Below are 15,632 nucleotides of genomic sequence, written 5' to 3'. Positions count from 1 at the left end.
ACCCGCGCATGTTGTGGTGACATCATCCCTTGCATTGCCCGTCCCGCCATCGCAATAATAAGATAATTGACGGGACAGTGAACGCCCTGGTCATGGCGGAGGACCCATGCACGTCAGCGATGCCCATCTGGACGAGGTCCGCACCCGCGGGTTCACCGTCGTCGAGAACTTCCTCGAACCCGATCTGCTCGCCGCCGCATGGCAGGCATTGTTTCAGATGTTCCCGTCGCCCGAGGCCTATTTCGCCGACCCCGAACGCCATGCGGCGCTGGTGGCCACACAATTTTCCGGGCTGAAACTCTTCCCCTATCCATCGAACGCCCTCAACCATCTCTCGGTTCATCCCGATCTGGTCGACGCGGCGCGGCGGCTGTGCGCGACGGACGATCTCCACCTCTACAAGATCGAGCTGTGGGCGAAATATTCGGGCGCGGTGAATTATGACCAGGCGCACCACCGCGACTACAGCAACCATTCGCTGGTCGTGCCCAGGGCCGATGATGATTTCATGCAGGTAACCACCTTCCTGCTGCTGTCCGACGTGACCGAGGCGGATGGGCCCACCAAGGTGGTGCCGCTCGATCGCACGCGCGACGTGCCGCTGACCCCCTGGTTCGTGCCGATGGGCGCCCATGCCGACGAGGAGGTCGCGATCACGGGGCCTGCCGGCAGCCTGTTCATCTATCGCACCGACGTGCTCCACCGCGGCTCGGCGATGACCGGCAGCAACCGCGCGCGCTTCGTGCTGCTCACCGATTTCCAGCCGCGCGGGCGGCCGTGGACGGGGAAAATGGCGTGGCCCGACCGCGCCAATTCGCGGTTGTGGAGCATGGCGCTGGCACCGATGACGCCGGCGCAGCGCGAGCTGTTCGGCTTTCCCAAGATCGGCGATCCCTATTGGGACGAACAGACCATCCGCGATGTCGCGGCGCGCTATCCCGGCATGGACATGACGCCCTATCAAAACGGCCTGTCGAAGACCGCCGCGTGAGCCACGCACGCTGGTCCGCCGCGCGCGCCAACGCCTGGGCCGCGGCGCGCCCCTGGTATGTCGGCTGCAATTTCCTGCCTTCGACGGCGATCAACCAGATCGAGATGTTCGCCGCCGACAGCTTCGATGCCATGACCATCGACCGCGAGCTGGGCTGGGCGGCAGCACTCGGCTTCAACGCCGTGCGCGTCTATCTCCACGACCTGTTGTGGACGGAGGACGCCGAAGGCTTCCTCGGCCGCCTCGACGCCTTCCTGCACATCGCCGACCGCCACGGCATCGCGGCGCTGGTGGTGTTGTTCGACGATTGCTGGCACGAGCCGAGGGCCGGCCGGCAGCCCGACCCGGTGCCGGGTGTCCACAATTCGGGCTGGGCGCGGTCGCCGGGGCGCGACACGCTGCTCGACCGCGGCCGCTGGCCGGTGCTGGAAGCCTATGTCACCGCGGTGGTGCGCCGCTTCGCCGATGACCGCCGCATCATCGGCTGGGATGTCTATAACGAATGTACCAACATCTACATGCCGGCGATGGCGCTGCCCCGGGCGGAGCGCAAGCTCGCCATGGCCGAACTGATGCGCGATCGCCCTGCCCAGAGCGACGCGGCCATCGCGCTGCTGCACGCGGCTTTCGGCTGGGTGCGCACTGTCGACCCGTCGCAGCCGCTCACCGCCGGCTCCTGGCATGAGGACGAGGGCCTGAATGCGACGCTGCACGGTCTTTCCGACATCATCAGCTTCCACAACTACAAGCCGGTTGAAACGCTGGAGGCCGAGCTGGCCAGGCTGAAAGCCTTCGGCCGACCGCTGTGGTGCACCGAATATCTCAACCGGCGGGAAAACTGCCTGTTCGAAACGCATCTGCCGCTGTTCCACCGCGAACGGGTCGGCTGCTGGAACTGGGGCCTGGTGGACGGCAGGTCACAGACCAAGTATGCCTGGAGCGACCCGGCGGGAGGCCCGGAACCCGACCCCTGGTTCCACGACATCCTGCACGCCAACGGCGCACCCTACCGCGACGATGAAGCCGCCTTCCTGAAAGCCACACTGCGCCGGCCATAGCCGAATGCCACAAGTGGCGGTCCGATGCGGCGGTCCCGGCGGCGTTGTGAGGTGGAGCGGGGCCGCAAGCGACCGAAGCAAAGCGAAGTGGAGCGGGTGAAGGGAATCGAACCCTCGTCGTAAGCTTGGGAAGCTTCTGCTCTGCCATTGAGCTACACCCGCGACAACGCTCCTTTGGCATGCCCGGCGCAACGGTTCAAGCCGCCACCACCCGCACGGGGATCGCCGATTGCAGGCTCTGGCCGGTGATGGGGTCATAATCCACCGTCTCGTCCACCAGCCGCCCCGTCGTGCTGCCGATCGCCGCCACGTGCGCATCGCGCCCGACATCGCCGAAGGCATGGCTCATGCTGATCACGCCGCGCCGCATGTCGGCGTCGGCCTTCACCAGCCCCGGCAGCGCCCCCGCCTTCGACGCGATCGTCACCGCCGCCTCGTCCGCCAGCCCCAGCGCCGCCATGTCCTCGGGGTGCATCCAGGCGAAATTCGCCGTCCCCCGCTTCGCCAGCGCGGCATATTGATGGCCCGACGAGTTGAACACATGCGCCGACCGCCGGCTGGTCATGCGGAACGGATAGTCGGCCGTCGGCGCCCTCAACGTCGCAGCCAGCAGTTCGCCCAGGTCATCGGGCACCAGATCGAACCGCACCCCATTGTCCGCTCCCGGCTCCACCACCGCGGCCTGATCGGGATAGGTGATCGCCGCGCCATCCGCCGTATCCGCCCGCACCACACTCGGCGCCACCCGGCACCCCGCGCTCATCAGGTCCAGGAATTCGGCCTTCGTCGGCCGCGCGTCCATCGGGCAGGGCCCGCCCGCCAGCGGCATCGGCACGCCCATCCGCTTTGCCAGCTCCCACAGCATCTCATATTCGTCCAGCACCTCGCCCGGCGGCGGCACCAGCGCCCGGGCATAGCGCGCATAGGGCGTCTCGAACCACCATTCGGAGAGGTTGGTGATGTCCTCCCGTTCCAGGCACATGCTCGGCGCCAGCACATAGTCGCTGCGCCGCGCCGTCTGGCTCATGCGGATGTCCACGCTCACCAGCAGCTCCAGCCCCGCCAGCGCCCGCACCATCTTCTCGGGGTTGGGAAAGGCCACCACCGGGTTGCCGCCGATGTTGATCAGCGCGCGCACCTGCCCCTCGCCCGGCACCAGCATCTCGTCCGCCAGCACGTTGCACGGCATCTCGAAACCCAGCTGCGTCAGGCCGCGGAAGCGGCTTGCCGGATAGCCCTCGCCCCATGGCCGCACCGGCGGCTCCACCTGCGCACGGCGCGGCCCCTGTCCCGGCGTGAACACCCGCGGCACCGCGCTCGTCTCGCCCTCCCGGTAGAACCGCCCGCCGATGATATTGATCGCCGCCACCAGCCAGGCCACCAGATTGCCCTGGCCCGCCATTTCCGGCCCCGTGCCCGTGCTGATCGCGCCGCGCTTCGCCCCGCCGAACAGCCGCGCCGCCGCCACGATATCGCCCGCCGCCACCCCGGCCCGCGCCGCTGCCACCTTGGGCGTGAACGGCGCCACCGCCTCCCGCAGCGCGTCCAGATTGCCGACGTGCCGCTGGCAGAAGGCCTCGTCGATCAGCCGCTCGGCGATCATCACCTGCACGATCGCTGCCAGGATCGCCGCATCCTCGCCGGGTTTCGGCTGCAGGTGGATGTGCGCCAGCCGCGCCACCTCCGTCCGCCGCGGGTCGATCACCACCAGCTTCAACCCGGCATCCAGCCTGTCCCGCAACCGCCGGCTGGGGCTGAACGGCGGCACGCCGCCCGGCGGCGCATAATGGCTGACCAGCGGATTGTTGCCGACGAAGATGCAGGCGTCGGCATCGCTGAAACTGTGCACCCCGCCGCCCCAAGTCCCCAGCCGGCCCACGGTATAGACCTTCGCCGGCTGGTCGAGCGTCACCGAGGTATAGAAGTTGCGCGTGCCGATCCCCGTCGCCAGCGCGTGCGCCGCCCCCACCCCGGCGGAGTTCTGGAAGGCGTAGGTGCCGCAGTAGAAGGCGACGCTGTGCGGCCCATGCGCGTCGACGATGGCCCGCAGCCGCGCGGCGATGTCGGACAGCGCCGTCTCGCTGTCCACGCCCACGAAGCTGCCGTCCGCCTGCCGCTGCTGGTGCATCGTCAGCCGCGTGGGGTGGTTGTGCGCGTCCGCCAGCTGCCGCCCCTTGATGCAGGTATAGCCGCCATACATGGCATCGTCGGGGTCGCCGCGCACCGCCGTCACGCGGCCCTCCTCCACGGTCGCGATCATGGCGCAGTTGGCGTGGCAGAATCGGCAGAAGGTCCGGTGCTCGGTCATGGTCACTCTCCCCGGTGCGCATCTTACGCACCATGGCCATCCGTGCGACTGTCACTTTCCCCCGGGCGGCGCTATAGCCGGGCGATGAGCGAGATCCCCAACCGCCGCGCCATCATCGACCGCCGCGCCGTGGCGGAGAGCATCGACGCGGCGCTGGCCGACTGCGCGCCGGACGCGCGGCGCGGCACCGCCTCCCGCCTGCTCAAGGCCGCGCTCACCGCCGCCCGCGCCGAACTGAAACGCCGCATCGCCGCCCATCCCGGCCGCGGCCTCGAACTCGCCGCCGCGCATTGCTTCCTGACCGACCAGCTGCTGCGCCTGGCGCATGATGTCGCCCTCACGCACCTCTACCCCGCCAAGAACCCCAGCACGGCGGAACGCCTCAGCCTGGTCGCCGTTGGCGGTTACGGCCGGGGCGAGATGGCGCCCTTCAGCGACGTCGACATCATGTTCCTCACCCCGCTGCGCTCCACGCCCTGGGTGGAACAGGTGGTCGAATCCATCCTCTACATGCTGTGGGACCTGGGGCTGAAGGTCGGGCACAGCACCCGCACCATCGACGAGATGCTGCGCATGGCGAAAGCCGATCTCTCCGTCCGCACCGCGCTGCTCGAGGCCCGCTATGTCTGGGGCGACCAGCCGCTTTATGACGAGGCCAGCCTGCGCTTCCAGCGCGAAATCGTCAGCGGCGAGGCGCGCGCCTTCATCGCCGCCAAGATGGCGGAGCGCGACGAGCGCCACCGCAAGCTGGGAGACAGCCGCTACGTCGTCGAACCCAACCTCAAGGAAGGGAAGGGCGGCCTGCGCGACCTCCAGACCCTGTTCTGGATCGGCAAGTTCGCGCTCCAGGCCCGCACGCCCGAGGAACTCGCCGACAAGGGCCTGTTCACGCCGGCGGAGCTGCGCCAGTTCAACCGCGCGCAGAACCACCTGTGGGCGGTGCGCATCAACCTGCACGACCTGGTCGGCCGCGCCGAGGAGCGCCTGACCTTCGACGTGCAGCGCGACCTCGCCGAGCGCATGGGCTATCGTGCCCGCCCCGGCGTCGCCCCGGTCGAACGTTTCATGCGCCACTATTTCCTGACGGCGAAGACCGTCGGCGACCTGACCGGACTGTTCATCGCGCATCTCGAGGAACGCTTCAGCCGCAGCGCCTGGCTGCCCTCGCTCGCCCGCCGCCCGTCGCGCCTCAACGGCTTCCGTCTCAACCGCGGCCGCATCGAAATCCCGCGCGACGATTTCTTCGCCGAGGACCCGGTGCGCCTCATCGAACTCTTCCAGCTCGCCGACCTGCACGGGCTGGAGGTGCACCCGATGACCATGCGCGCCGCCAACCGCGACGCCGGCCTGATCGGCGAGGGGATCCGCCGCAACCCGCGCGCCAACGCGCTCTTCCTCGACATCCTCACCTCGCCCCGCACGCCCGAACGGGTGCTGCGCTGGATGGGCGAGGCCGGCGTGTTCGGCCGCTTCGTGCCGGACTTCGGTCGCGTCGTCGCCAAGATGCAGTATGACATGTACCACCATTATACCGTGGACGAGCATACCATCCACGCCATCGGTCTCTTGAACCGCATCGAGAAGGGGGAGCTGCGGCAGGACCATCCGCTCTCCACCGCCATCATCAACCAGATCGTCAGCCGCCGCGTGCTCTATGTCGCGGTGCTGTTGCACGACATCGCCAAGGGCCGCGGCGGCGACCACAGCATCCTGGGGGCGGAGGTCGCCGAACGCCTCTGCCCGCGCCTGGGCCTGTCGCCGGCGGAGACCGAAACCGTCGCCTGGCTGGTGCGCTATCACCTGCTGATGAGCGCCACCGCCTTCAAGCGCGACCTGTCGGACTTCAAGACCATCATCGATTTCGCCGAAGCGGTCGCCAGCCCGGAACGGCTGCGCCTGCTGCTGATCCTGACGGTAGTGGACATCCGCGCCGTCGGCCCCGGCATCTGGAACGGCTGGAAGGCGGCGCTGCTCACCACGCTCTATAACAGTGCCGAGGAAGTGCTGCGCCTGGGCCACAAGCAGACCGGCCGCAACGAGCGCATCGCCGACAAGAAGGCGCGGCTGCAAAGCGTGATGGGCTGGAAGGACGAGAGCTTCGCCGCCTATGCCGGCCGCTTCCCCGACAGCTACTGGCTGTCGGAATCCCCCGACGTGCTCGCCGCCAACATGGCGCTGGTGGCGCAGGCCGACCTCGACCAGAGCGCGCTCAACGTTCGCTGCACGCCGGATGCGACCGCCGGCGCCACGCTGGTCACCGTCTATGCCCCCGACCATCCCGGCATCTTCTACCGCATCGCCGGCGGCATCTCGCTCGGCGGCGCCAACATCGTCGATGCCCGCATCCACACCACCCGCGATGGCATGGCGCTCGACAATCTGGTCATCCAGGACCCGCTCGGCGGCCCGTTCGACGAGCCCGCGCGCCTGAAACGCATGGAAAGCGCCATCGCCGATGCGCTCGCCGGCAAGGTGCGCCTCGCCGACCGGCTGACCGCGAAACCGCTCGCCCGCCGCCGGCAGGAGGCATTCCGCCTCGCGCCGCAGGTGCTGGTGGACAACAAGGCCTCGAACCGCTTTACCGTTGTCGAGGTCAACGCGCTCGACCGGCCGGCCCTGCTCTACGCGCTGACCTACGCGCTTTATGGCGCCCGCGTCACCATCCACAGCGCCCACATCGCCACCTATGGCGAGCGCGCGGTGGACGTCTTCTACCTGACCGACCTGACCGGCGACAAGATCACCTCACCCGCCCGCATCAAGACGCTGGAACGCCGCCTGGCCGAAGTCGCCACCGCCCCCGGCGCGCCACAATCCGCCGAGCTGGCGGCCTGAAAAAAAGGCGGCGGCGGGATGAGCCCGCCGCCGCCCCTCATGTCATGCGCCGTCGATCAGAAGCGGAAATTGACGCCCGCCTTGATCTCGTTGCGCGTGAAACGCGCGCTGATTTGGTCGAGGCCGATGTCGGCGCCGCTCTCGCCGAAGCGGCCGAACTTGCTGTAGGCATATTCCAGCCGTGCCGAGATGTTCGGCGTCAGCGACTGCTCGACGCCCGCGCCCAGCGTCCAGCCGTCCTTGTTGGTGGAAACATTGTCGCCGCTGTCGCGGAAACTGAACCGGCCGTTGACATAACCGCCCTTGGCATAGACCAGCGTCTCGGGCGCAGCGAGGAAGCCCAGGCGACCGGTGACGCCCAGCGTCCGTCCGGCCTTGATCGACACGCCGGGTGCCGCGCCGTCGGTCAGCTTGCCGGTCGTGCCGCCGATGCTGGCCTCCAGACCCAGCACGATGCTGTCGTCCAGCTTGAAGTCATAGCCCAGGCTGCCACCGAACCCCAACCCGTCGGCGGTCGCCGACGCGCTTTGGGTGACACCGCCATCGGTCACCGACAGGTTCAACCGGTCCTGCTGCCAGCCGAGCGTCGCGCCGACATAGGGCCCGTTGAACGGTTCGGCCGCAAAGGCGGGAGCTGACACCGCCAGACCCAGCAGGGCCAGCGAAGAGAATTTGCGCATGAAGAAATGCCTTTCGCAGCAATCACGATAACCCCGGCCAATCCGGAGAGGGTGCTGACTAACAATCCGCCGTGAATTGAAAATGAACAATGATGTTAAGATCGGTTCATGAGATTCCCAAGATTAAATATCATTAACAGCAATACATGAACTTTCGGAAGACAGTAATAAAATTGCCCCGAGGGAATAGTGGGTGTATCATTATGGAAGCCAAAGAGCAGGGTTCGCAGTCGAAAATGCTGCCCATTTGTAATTTCAATAACCCTGCCACTTTCGCGCCGATCCGGCAGTGACGGTCAGACAAGTCGCAAGGTCAGCAACAGCCGCGTGTCGATCGCGCACCCTCTTGCCCGCGCCGCGGTCAGGAAGGAAGGCATGGCATCCACCGCCACCACATGCACCTCAATCCCCTCGCCATCCACCCCGCCGCCCGCGCCCGCGCGGCTCAACCCGGTGGCGCGGAACAGGTGAAACGTCTCCCCCACCATCCCCGGGCTGGAGGCGAACTCGCCGATCATCTCCCACTCAGCGGCTGCAAAGCCCGTCTCCTCGATCAGCTCGCGCCGTGCCGAGTCCAGCACCGCCTCGCCCGCGGTCACATCCCCCACCAGCCCCGCCGGCAGCTCGATGCAGGCCCGCCCCAGCGGCGGCCGATACTGCTCCACCAGAACAATCTCGTTTGCGTCGGTCAGCGCCAGGATCACCGCCGCCCCGATGCCGCCCACCCGCTTCACATATTCCCACTGCCCGCCACGCCCGTGCGGCACCACATGCGCCTCGATGAATCGCCCCTCCCAGGCAACGCTCACGCCGCATCCTCGAACAGCGCCGTCATGCCCGTGCCTTTGTGATTGAGCGTGCGGCCGATGGCATATTTATGCACCTCGGTCGGGCCGTCATACAGCCGGAACGGCCGCATGTCGCGCCAGATCATCTCCACCACCGTCTCATCCGTCACGCCGATGCCGCCCAGGATCTGCACGCAGCGATCCGCCACCGCGAACAGCGCCTCGCTGACGCTCGCCTTCGCCATGCTGCTCTCGTGCCGCCCCTTCACGCCCCGGTCCATCAGCCAGCAGGTATGCCAGATCGCCAGCCGCGCCGCCTGCAACGCCATCTCATTGTCGGCGAGCATGAAACTCACCCCCTGATGCTCGATGAGCGGCTTGCCGAACGCCGTCCGCCGCCGCGCATGGTCGAGCGCGATGACATGCGCCCGCGTCGCCGCCCCCAGCCAGCGCATGCAGTGTGTCATCCGCGCCGGCGCCAGCCGCATCTGCGCATAGCGGAACGCGGCGCCCGCCTCCCCCACCAGCGCGCTCGCCGGCAGCTTGAGGTCGCGGAAGCGCACCACCCCATGCCCCTCCACATAATTGCGGTCCATCGAGTTCATCACCCGCTCGATCTCGATCCCCGGCGTGTCACCATCGCACAGGAACAGCGTCGGGCCATCGTTGCCGAAATCATGGGGCAGCAGCTTCGCCATGATGATCCAGGTCTTGGCGCCATTCACCCCCGTGATCAGCCATTTCAGCCCGTTGATGGTGTAATGCGTCCCGTCGAACACGGCCTCGGTCTTCAACTGCGCCGGATCGCTCCCCGCGCCATCGGGTTCCGTCATCGCGAACACGCTCCGCTCCCGGCCCTCGATCACCGGCCGCAGCCAGCGCTCCTGCTGTTCCTCGCTGGCGATCTTCCCCAGGATGAACATGTTGCCCTCGTCCGGCGCCGCGCAGTTCATGGCGACCGGCCCCAGCGTGCTCCACCCCGCCGCCTCGAAAATCACCGCCTGGTCCAGATGGCTGAACTCCATGCCGCCGAACCGCGCCGGCGCCTGCAAGGTCAACAACCCCGCCGCCCGGGCCCTCGCCACCATCTCCCGCCGCAAATCGTCCGTCGGCCCATGCTGCGTCAGCCGCGGGTCGCGCTCATAGGGCACGATCTCCTCGGCCACGAACCGCCGCACCTTCGCGGCCAGCGCCAGCGTTTCGCGCGGCGGGGTGAAATCGATCATGCCGTCTCTCCATAAACATCCGCCGCATGCGCGATCACCGCGCCTGCTTGACGTTCGAACCCGGCATAGCGATCCCCCGCCAGATCGCCCCGCTGCCACAAGCGATAGAGTTGCATCCACGCGACCCCCAGCCGCAGCCGCGCCAGCGCCAGCAGCCAGCCCAGATGATCCGGCACACCGCCCGCCCGCGCGGCATAGCCGGCGATCACCGCCGCCCGCGTCGGCCAGCCCGGCGTCAGGCTGGGAACCGCCCCCAGCGCGTGCACATCCACGGGGTCGCCCGGCATCGCCCAGTAACTCAGCAGCACCGCCAGATCGAACCCCGGCGGCCCCAGCGTGCCCATGTCCCAGTCGATCAGCGCGGTGGCGCAGCGCGCTCCGGGATCGAGCAGCAGGTTGTCGAACTTCAGGTCCATGTGCAGCAGCCGCGGCGGCGCATCGTCCGGCACCTCCGCCGCCAGCCGCGCCAGCAGCCCATCCAGCCCCGCCGGCCGCGCATCCCCGAATGCCGCCTCCGCCCGCCGCGCCCAGCCCGCCAGCGTCCGCGCCTTGAATCCCGGCCGGCCCAGAGCACCCAGACCCACCGCCTCCGGAGCCAGAGCATGCAGCCCCACCATCGCCTCCAGCAGCGCGTCGGTCATCCAGCCGCCATCCGTGGCGGCGAACCCCGGCGGCAGCGACCCGCCCACCGCCACTCCCGGCCGCCACTCGATCAGCTGCCACGGCACACCGATAACGCCGGCATCATCGCAAAACACCAGCAGCCGCGGCACCAGCGGCAGCACCGGCGCCAGCGCCCGCAGCACCCGTGCCTCCCGCCCCATGTCGCTCGCGCCCGCGGCCAGCACACCCCCCGGCGGCCGCCGCAACACCGCATCCCGCCCGTCCACCACCACCCGATAGTTCAGGTTCGCCAGCCCACCCGCCAGCCGCTCCCCCGGCCCGGCGAGGCGATGCCCCCGCGCCGCCAGCCAGCCTGCAATCGCATCCCAATCCTCTGCCATCCCCGCCCCTTGCCCATGCCCACCGCCGACCGCAACGGCTTCCCTTTCGCCACCTGCCCGCTATGCAGGGTGCGATGACCGCCACCACCGCCGCCGCGCTCCGCACCCTCGCCGGCCTCCTGCTGGGTCTCGCCGCCGGCGTCACCGTGGCGGCGCTGATTCCCGAACGCGGCGACAGCCTGCTGGCGCTCGCAGACCCCATCGGCACGCTCTGGCTCAACGCCTTGAAACTCACCGTCATCCCGCTGGTGCTCGCGCTCCTCATCAGCGGGCTGGCCTCCGCCGCCGACACCGCCCGCGCCGGCGGCCTCGCCGCCCGCTCGCTCGGCATCTTCGCCGTCATGCTGCTGCTGTCCGCCACGCTCGCCATCACCGCCGGGCCGGCCCTTCTCGCCCTTTCCCCGCCGCCGCCCGGCCTCGCCGCCGCCATCCCGCCCGGCACCACGCTGCCCAGCCCGCCGCCGCTCAGCCAATGGGTCAACGGCCTGATCCCGCCCAACATCTTCAAGGCGCTGGCCGACGGTTCCATGCTCCAGATCGTGATCTTCGGCCTCGCCCTCGGCTTCGCCGCGCTCACCCTGTCGCCGCAACGCCGCGCCGCCCTGCTTGCCCCGATCGACGCGCTGGCGGATGCGATGCTGGTGATCGTCGGCTGGGTGCTGTGGGCGGCGCCGCTCGGCGTGTTCGCGCTCGCCTTCGGCCTGGGCGAACGCGCCGGCGTCGCCGGCGTCGGCACCCTCGTCCACTATGTCGGCTTCGTCTCGCTGATGTGCATCCTGTCGCTGCTGCTGGCATGGCTGCTTGCCTGGGTGTGGGGCGGCGTGCCGCCGTTGCGCTTCATCCGCGCGCTCGGCCCGGCGCTCGCCGTCGGCCTCGGCACGCAAAGCTCGCTCGCCACCCTGCCGCTGATGGTGAAGGCCAGCGGCGAGCTTGGCGTGCCCGACCGTGTCACGCGGCTCACCCTGCCGCTCGCCGTCACCACCTTCCGCATCACCAGCCCGATGGCCAACATGGCGGTCGTTCTTTACTGCGCCGCCATCCTGGATATCGACTACAGCACCGGCGCCTTGATCGCCGCCGCCGCCACCGCGCTGCTGATGAGCTTCACCGTGGTCAGCCTGCCCAGCCAGATCACCTTCTTCGCCGCCCTCATCCCGATCGGCACCGTGCTCGGCGTGCCGCCGGAAATCTATGTGCCGTTCCTGGCGGTCGAAATCCTGCCCGACCTGTTCCGCACCATCGGCAATGTGGTGGCGGACGTGTCCGCCGCCACCATCGCGGCGCGCGGCGAACGAAAGACCGATTAGAGCATGTTCCGTGTCTGTGCAATCACCAGCATCGGAAACCCATGCGGAGAAACAAAGAGATAGAGCGGCCGATCTGATGCAATCAGATCGAGACTCGCTCTAACCCGCCAGTGCCGCCGCCCGCCGCCGGGTGGCGAACCACAACAGCGCCGAAACGCCCCGGAACAGCACGCCGTTGGGGGCCAGTCCCACCGCGCGCAGCAGCATCCGCACGCCATTGTCGATATGCGGCCGGCGATACAGCGCCATCGCGCGCACCCAATAATCGGCGCCCCAGTCGCGGGCGGCATAGACCGCATCGGGCTGCGCCGGCCGCACATTGGCGGCGAACCAGGCCCAGCCCAATTCGTCATCCTCGGCTTCCTGGAACCGCGTCAACGCCGTCTTCACCCGCGCCCACAGCGAGAGCTTGCCCGCCGCATAACGCTCGGCATGGGTGCGGAACAGGCGGTAATGGTGGAACTCGTCCGCCGCGATCCGCCCCGCCACCTCGCGCAGCACCGGGCAGGCGCTGGCGTCCCTGATCGCCGAATAGAAGCTGCTGGTGCCGGTCTCCACCACCTGCCGGGCGATCATCTCCTGCGCCCGGCTGCCACGGATCGACACATCGGTGTCCAGGTCGAGCCGGTAATTGGCGCGGAAATCCGCCAGCGCCGCCGCCGCCGACCAGCGCGGGTCTGCCAGCTCCGCCCAGCGCGCCAGCGCCGCGCCATGCTGCTCCTCCTCCACGCCCCACTGCACCGCCGCCGCCACAAAGTCCGGGTCATCGGCAAAGACATTGCGCAGATAGGCGACATAGTCGGCGGCATTCGCCTCCACCAAGGACGCGGTCTTCACCACCGCCAGCAGGTCGGGATCCACCCGCGCGGGGTCGAATCCTGCCCAGTCGATATCATCCAAAGTCCAGCGCATCGGCCCGATCCTGATCATGGTTAGGCGCCATATGGGGGCGGCGCGCGGCATTTCAGCCCATGGCCTTCACCCTTGGTTCAGTCTATGGCGTTTTTATGACAGCGATGCGCGCGAATCCGGCCACCCCTCGTCCCCAGGCACCGCGGCCCACCCCGCTGGCGCTGCTGGGGGAGGTGCGCTCGCCCGTCAATTTCATCGCCTTCATGCGGCAGCGCTCGCGCCTGATCGCCAACCTGCCCAGCTGGCCCACCCGCACCGTCCTCGTGCTGCCCGGCTTCCTGTCGGGCGACTGGGCCACCGCGCCACTGCGCTCGGTGCTGTCCGGCCTTGGCCACCGCGTCCACGGCTGGGGGCTGGGCCGCAACCTCGGCCTGCGCCCCGGCCTCTTCGAAACGCTCGAAGCGCGCGTCGAAGACCTGGCGCAAGCGCATTCCGCACCGGTCGCCCTGGTCGGCTGGAGCCTCGGCGGCCTGTTCGCGGTCGAACTCGCCCGCCGCCATGCCTCGATGGTGCGCCAGGTCATCACGCTGGGGTCACCGGTCTCGGGCGACCTCTACGCCAACAACGCCTGGCCGCTCTATCAGCGTGTCGCCGGCCACCGCATCGATGCCGCCCCGATCGACTGGCGGCCCGGCGCGCTGCCGCCCGTCCCCTTCACCGCCGTCACCGCCCGCGGCGACGGCGTGATCGACCGCAGCGCCTCCCGCGCGCCCGACGGGCCGCTGGTGGAAAATGTCACCATCGAAGGCACCCACAGCGGCCTCGGCTGGAATCCCGCCGCCATTCGTGTGGTTGCCGACAGGCTCGCGCGGCATTAACCTCTTTCCCTGTCATCAGGGGAGCAGGCATCATGAGCTGGATCGGCGCCATCATCATCGGTTTCGTCGCCGGCCTGCTCGCGCGCGCCATCTCGTCCGACCCGCGCAACCCGCAGGGCTGCCTGTTCACCACATTGCTCGGCATCGTCGGCGCCGCCGTCTTCACGTGGATCGGCAAGCAGCTCGGCTGGTATGCCGACGGTGAATGGACCGGCTTCATCGGCGCGACGCTCGGCGCCATTCTCGTGCTGGCGGTCTGGCGGCAGGTCGTGGGCAACAAATAGTTATCGCGCCAGATATTTATCCAGCGTCGCATGGAAATGCCGGATCCGGCTTTCCTGATAATGCCCCAGCTCGACCCGGTCGTTCGCCGATGAGTGCAGTCCCTCTTGGACATAGGGCAGGTTGGCCATGTCCTGGTCATAGACCCCGCCCAGCCGGCCCCAGGCGGTGACGCTGCTCCAGGGCTCATCCTCCTTCAGGAAGACCATCTCCGCCGCCCTTGGCACCGGGCCGTCGGCCGGCGCCTTCGCCAGCACCCGCACCTCCATCAGCGTCGCATTCTCGTCCGGCCAGGGCCGCCAGCGATAGCTGATGTTCGAAAGATAACCCCCCCAGGGCGAGATGTTCGGGAACACATTGTAGGTCCAGGCATCCAGCAGTTCGGCATCGCTCGCCTGCGCGGCCTCCGGATAGCCCAGCGCCGCGAACCCCTCCCGGTTGCGCGCCCCCAGCGCAGCCCGCGCCGTCTGCCCCGGTGCCAGCACCAGCGGCGCCGCCTCCTCGTTGTTGCGCCCGGCCCCGCCCGAAAAGGCGTCGATGATCGCCGCCTGCTCGATATCGCCCAGATGCGGGCTGGCCACCCCGAACGGCGTCAGCGCCAGGTTCACATGATCGCCCCAGATGGCATAGCGGCTGTTGCTGTCCCCGGTGAAGGGCAGGATCTGCGGGTGCGTGGTGATCGAATGCCACGCCTCCATGAACGCCTCCGCCACCACCTTCCAGTTTGCCCTGATGACTTTCCCCACCCACACCGCGGTGAAATTGCGCTCCTGCCCCCAGTGCGAAAAATGCTCGGGCAGCGGCGCCAGATACTCGTTCAGCGGCGGCGCGCTGCCGTCCCAGTTGACGAACCAGTATCCCGCCCAGCGCTCGGCCCGCACCTCGGGCAGTGTCATCGCCTCGTCGCTCAGATGCGCGAAATCCCAGCGGCAGGGGATTTGCTTCAGCGTGCCGTCATTGTTCCAGGTGAAGCCATGGAATGGGCATTGCAGCTCATTGGCATGGCCGGCCTCGGTCCGCAGCTTGCGCCCGCGATGCAGGCAGACATTCCAGAACGCCTTCACGCCACCGTCCGCCTGCCGCACCAGGATCACCGACTTGCCCAGATTGTCATAAACGACCAGGTCGCCCGGTTCCGGAAACTCCTCGTCGCGCGCAGCCATCTGCCAGACGCGCGGCCACATCCGTTCCTTCTCCAGCGCGAAAAAGGCCGGGCTGGTGTAACGGCTCGCCGCCAGCGGCGCGGTGCCGAAATCGCGCCAGCTGTCGTCGCCCAGCTTCGCCGGCACCGGCGGATGGTCGCGCGCATGGATCTCGGCGACGCTCGGCCCCGGGCTGTTGGCATGGGTGAAATCGCGTGCGGCGTCGGCGTCGGCCATCATGAAACTCCTGACCCTGCCATAGTGGCGACGCCGCGGCGCAG

At 68.4% G+C, this 15,632-nt stretch carries 13 protein-coding genes and 1 tRNA gene; 6 read left to right on the top strand and 8 right to left on the bottom strand.

Annotated features, from left to right (window positions below):
• Positions 1-106: 106 nt before the first annotated feature.
• Positions 107-991 carry a phytanoyl-CoA dioxygenase family protein gene (locus H3309_RS13825; protein ID WP_182295282.1) on the top strand — a complete coding sequence of 295 codons (885 nt, stop codon included), beginning with the start codon at positions 107-109 and terminating at the stop codon, positions 989-991.
• Positions 988-2,049 (top strand): glycoside hydrolase family 5 protein, encoded by a 1,062-nt coding sequence (locus tag H3309_RS13820; protein WP_182295280.1) that lies wholly within the window; start codon positions 988-990, stop codon positions 2,047-2,049. Before H3309_RS13825 ends, H3309_RS13820 begins: the two co-directional genes overlap by 4 nt.
• A gap of 88 nt (positions 2,050-2,137) precedes the next feature.
• Here H3309_RS13820 and H3309_RS13815 read toward each other — a convergent pair.
• Positions 2,138-2,211: transfer RNA gene (locus H3309_RS13815), tRNA-Gly, on the bottom strand.
• A gap of 34 nt (positions 2,212-2,245) precedes the next feature.
• A complete protein-coding gene (locus H3309_RS13810) occupies positions 2,246-4,357 on the bottom strand; it encodes a molybdopterin-containing oxidoreductase family protein (protein ID WP_182295278.1) in 2,112 nt (703 codons plus the stop codon).
• 84 nt (positions 4,358-4,441) lie between these two features.
• Here H3309_RS13810 and H3309_RS13805 point away from each other — a divergent pair, with 84 nt between their 5' ends.
• Positions 4,442-7,192 carry a [protein-PII] uridylyltransferase gene (locus tag H3309_RS13805; protein ID WP_182295276.1) on the top strand — a complete coding sequence of 917 codons (2,751 nt, stop codon included), beginning with the start codon at positions 4,442-4,444 and terminating at the stop codon, positions 7,190-7,192.
• Positions 7,193-7,248: 56 nt separating this feature from the next.
• Here the strand turns inward: H3309_RS13805 and H3309_RS13800 are convergent, their stop codons facing one another.
• The 4 genes from H3309_RS13800 to H3309_RS13785 form a co-directional block, all read right to left on the bottom strand.
• Entirely contained in the window at positions 7,249-7,872 is a 624-nt protein-coding gene (locus tag H3309_RS13800; RefSeq protein ID WP_182295274.1) for an outer membrane protein, read from the bottom strand.
• Positions 7,873-8,168: 296 nt separating this feature from the next.
• The gene (locus H3309_RS13795; RefSeq protein ID WP_182295272.1) at positions 8,169-8,681 is read right to left on the bottom strand and encodes an NUDIX hydrolase; all 513 of its coding nucleotides are present in this window, start codon (positions 8,679-8,681) and stop codon (positions 8,169-8,171) included.
• Complete coding sequence (locus H3309_RS13790; protein ID WP_182295270.1) at positions 8,678-9,886, bottom strand: acyl-CoA dehydrogenase family protein; 1,209 nt, start codon at positions 9,884-9,886, stop codon at positions 8,678-8,680. The genes H3309_RS13795 and H3309_RS13790 overlap by 4 nt, the downstream gene beginning before the upstream one ends.
• Entirely contained in the window at positions 9,883-10,890 is a 1,008-nt protein-coding gene (locus H3309_RS13785; RefSeq protein ID WP_182295268.1) for a phosphotransferase family protein, read from the bottom strand. The genes H3309_RS13790 and H3309_RS13785 overlap by 4 nt, the downstream gene beginning before the upstream one ends.
• A 74-nt stretch (positions 10,891-10,964) precedes the next feature.
• Between H3309_RS13785 and H3309_RS13780 the strand changes: the two genes are divergently transcribed.
• Complete coding sequence (locus H3309_RS13780; RefSeq protein ID WP_182295266.1) at positions 10,965-12,197, top strand: dicarboxylate/amino acid:cation symporter; 1,233 nt, start codon at positions 10,965-10,967, stop codon at positions 12,195-12,197.
• A gap of 99 nt (positions 12,198-12,296) precedes the next feature.
• Here the strand turns inward: H3309_RS13780 and H3309_RS13775 are convergent, their stop codons facing one another.
• Positions 12,297-13,109, bottom strand: a complete 813-nt coding sequence (locus tag H3309_RS13775) for a ferritin-like domain-containing protein (protein WP_182295264.1) — start codon at positions 13,107-13,109, stop codon at positions 12,297-12,299.
• Between the two features lie 95 nt (positions 13,110-13,204).
• On the opposite strand from H3309_RS13775, the gene H3309_RS13770 reads away from it, so the two are divergent.
• Both H3309_RS13770 and H3309_RS13765 read left to right on the top strand, forming a co-directional pair.
• The gene (locus H3309_RS13770) at positions 13,205-13,927 is read left to right on the top strand and encodes a lipase family alpha/beta hydrolase (protein ID WP_182295262.1); all 723 of its coding nucleotides are present in this window, start codon (positions 13,205-13,207) and stop codon (positions 13,925-13,927) included.
• Positions 13,928-13,959: 32 nt separating this feature from the next.
• Positions 13,960-14,211: a GlsB/YeaQ/YmgE family stress response membrane protein gene (locus H3309_RS13765; RefSeq protein WP_182295260.1), complete on the top strand. Its 252-nt coding sequence runs from the start codon at positions 13,960-13,962 to the stop codon at positions 14,209-14,211.
• Here H3309_RS13765 and H3309_RS13760 read toward each other — a convergent pair whose 3' ends face one another.
• Positions 14,212-15,591 (bottom strand): aromatic ring-hydroxylating oxygenase subunit alpha, encoded by a 1,380-nt coding sequence (locus tag H3309_RS13760; RefSeq protein ID WP_243453736.1) that lies wholly within the window; start codon positions 15,589-15,591, stop codon positions 14,212-14,214. It lies immediately after the preceding gene.
• Positions 15,592-15,632 lie beyond the last annotated feature (41 nt).

Source organism: Sandaracinobacteroides saxicola, assembly GCF_014117445.1.
GTDB classification, from domain to species: domain Bacteria; phylum Pseudomonadota; class Alphaproteobacteria; order Sphingomonadales; family Sphingomonadaceae; genus Sandaracinobacteroides_A; species Sandaracinobacteroides_A saxicola.
This window is presented reverse-complemented; position numbering and strand designations above follow the sequence as displayed.

Bases quoted from the DNA above. Each gene is read 5' to 3' on its own strand.
- H3309_RS13775 (WP_182295264.1), bottom strand. From the start codon at position 13,109: ATGCGCTGGACTTTGGATGATATCGACTGGGCAGGATTCGACCCCGCG.
- H3309_RS13760 (WP_243453736.1), bottom strand. From the start codon at position 15,591: ATGATGGCCGACGCCGACGCCGCACGCGATTTCACCCATGCCAACAGC.
- H3309_RS13785 (WP_182295268.1), bottom strand. From the start codon at position 10,890: ATGGCAGAGGATTGGGATGCGATTGCAGGCTGGCTGGCGGCGCGGGGG.
- H3309_RS13780 (WP_182295266.1), top strand. From the start codon at position 10,965: ATGACCGCCACCACCGCCGCCGCGCTCCGCACCCTCGCCGGCCTCCTG.
- H3309_RS13770 (WP_182295262.1), top strand. From the start codon at position 13,205: ATGACAGCGATGCGCGCGAATCCGGCCACCCCTCGTCCCCAGGCACCG.
- H3309_RS13790 (WP_182295270.1), bottom strand. From the start codon at position 9,886: ATGATCGATTTCACCCCGCCGCGCGAAACGCTGGCGCTGGCCGCGAAG.
- H3309_RS13805 (WP_182295276.1), top strand. From the start codon at position 4,442: ATGAGCGAGATCCCCAACCGCCGCGCCATCATCGACCGCCGCGCCGTG.
- H3309_RS13825 (WP_182295282.1), top strand. From the start codon at position 107: ATGCACGTCAGCGATGCCCATCTGGACGAGGTCCGCACCCGCGGGTTC.
- H3309_RS13800 (WP_182295274.1), bottom strand. From the start codon at position 7,872: ATGCGCAAATTCTCTTCGCTGGCCCTGCTGGGTCTGGCGGTGTCAGCT.
- H3309_RS13810 (WP_182295278.1), bottom strand. From the start codon at position 4,357: ATGACCGAGCACCGGACCTTCTGCCGATTCTGCCACGCCAACTGCGCC.
- H3309_RS13765 (WP_182295260.1), top strand. From the start codon at position 13,960: ATGAGCTGGATCGGCGCCATCATCATCGGTTTCGTCGCCGGCCTGCTC.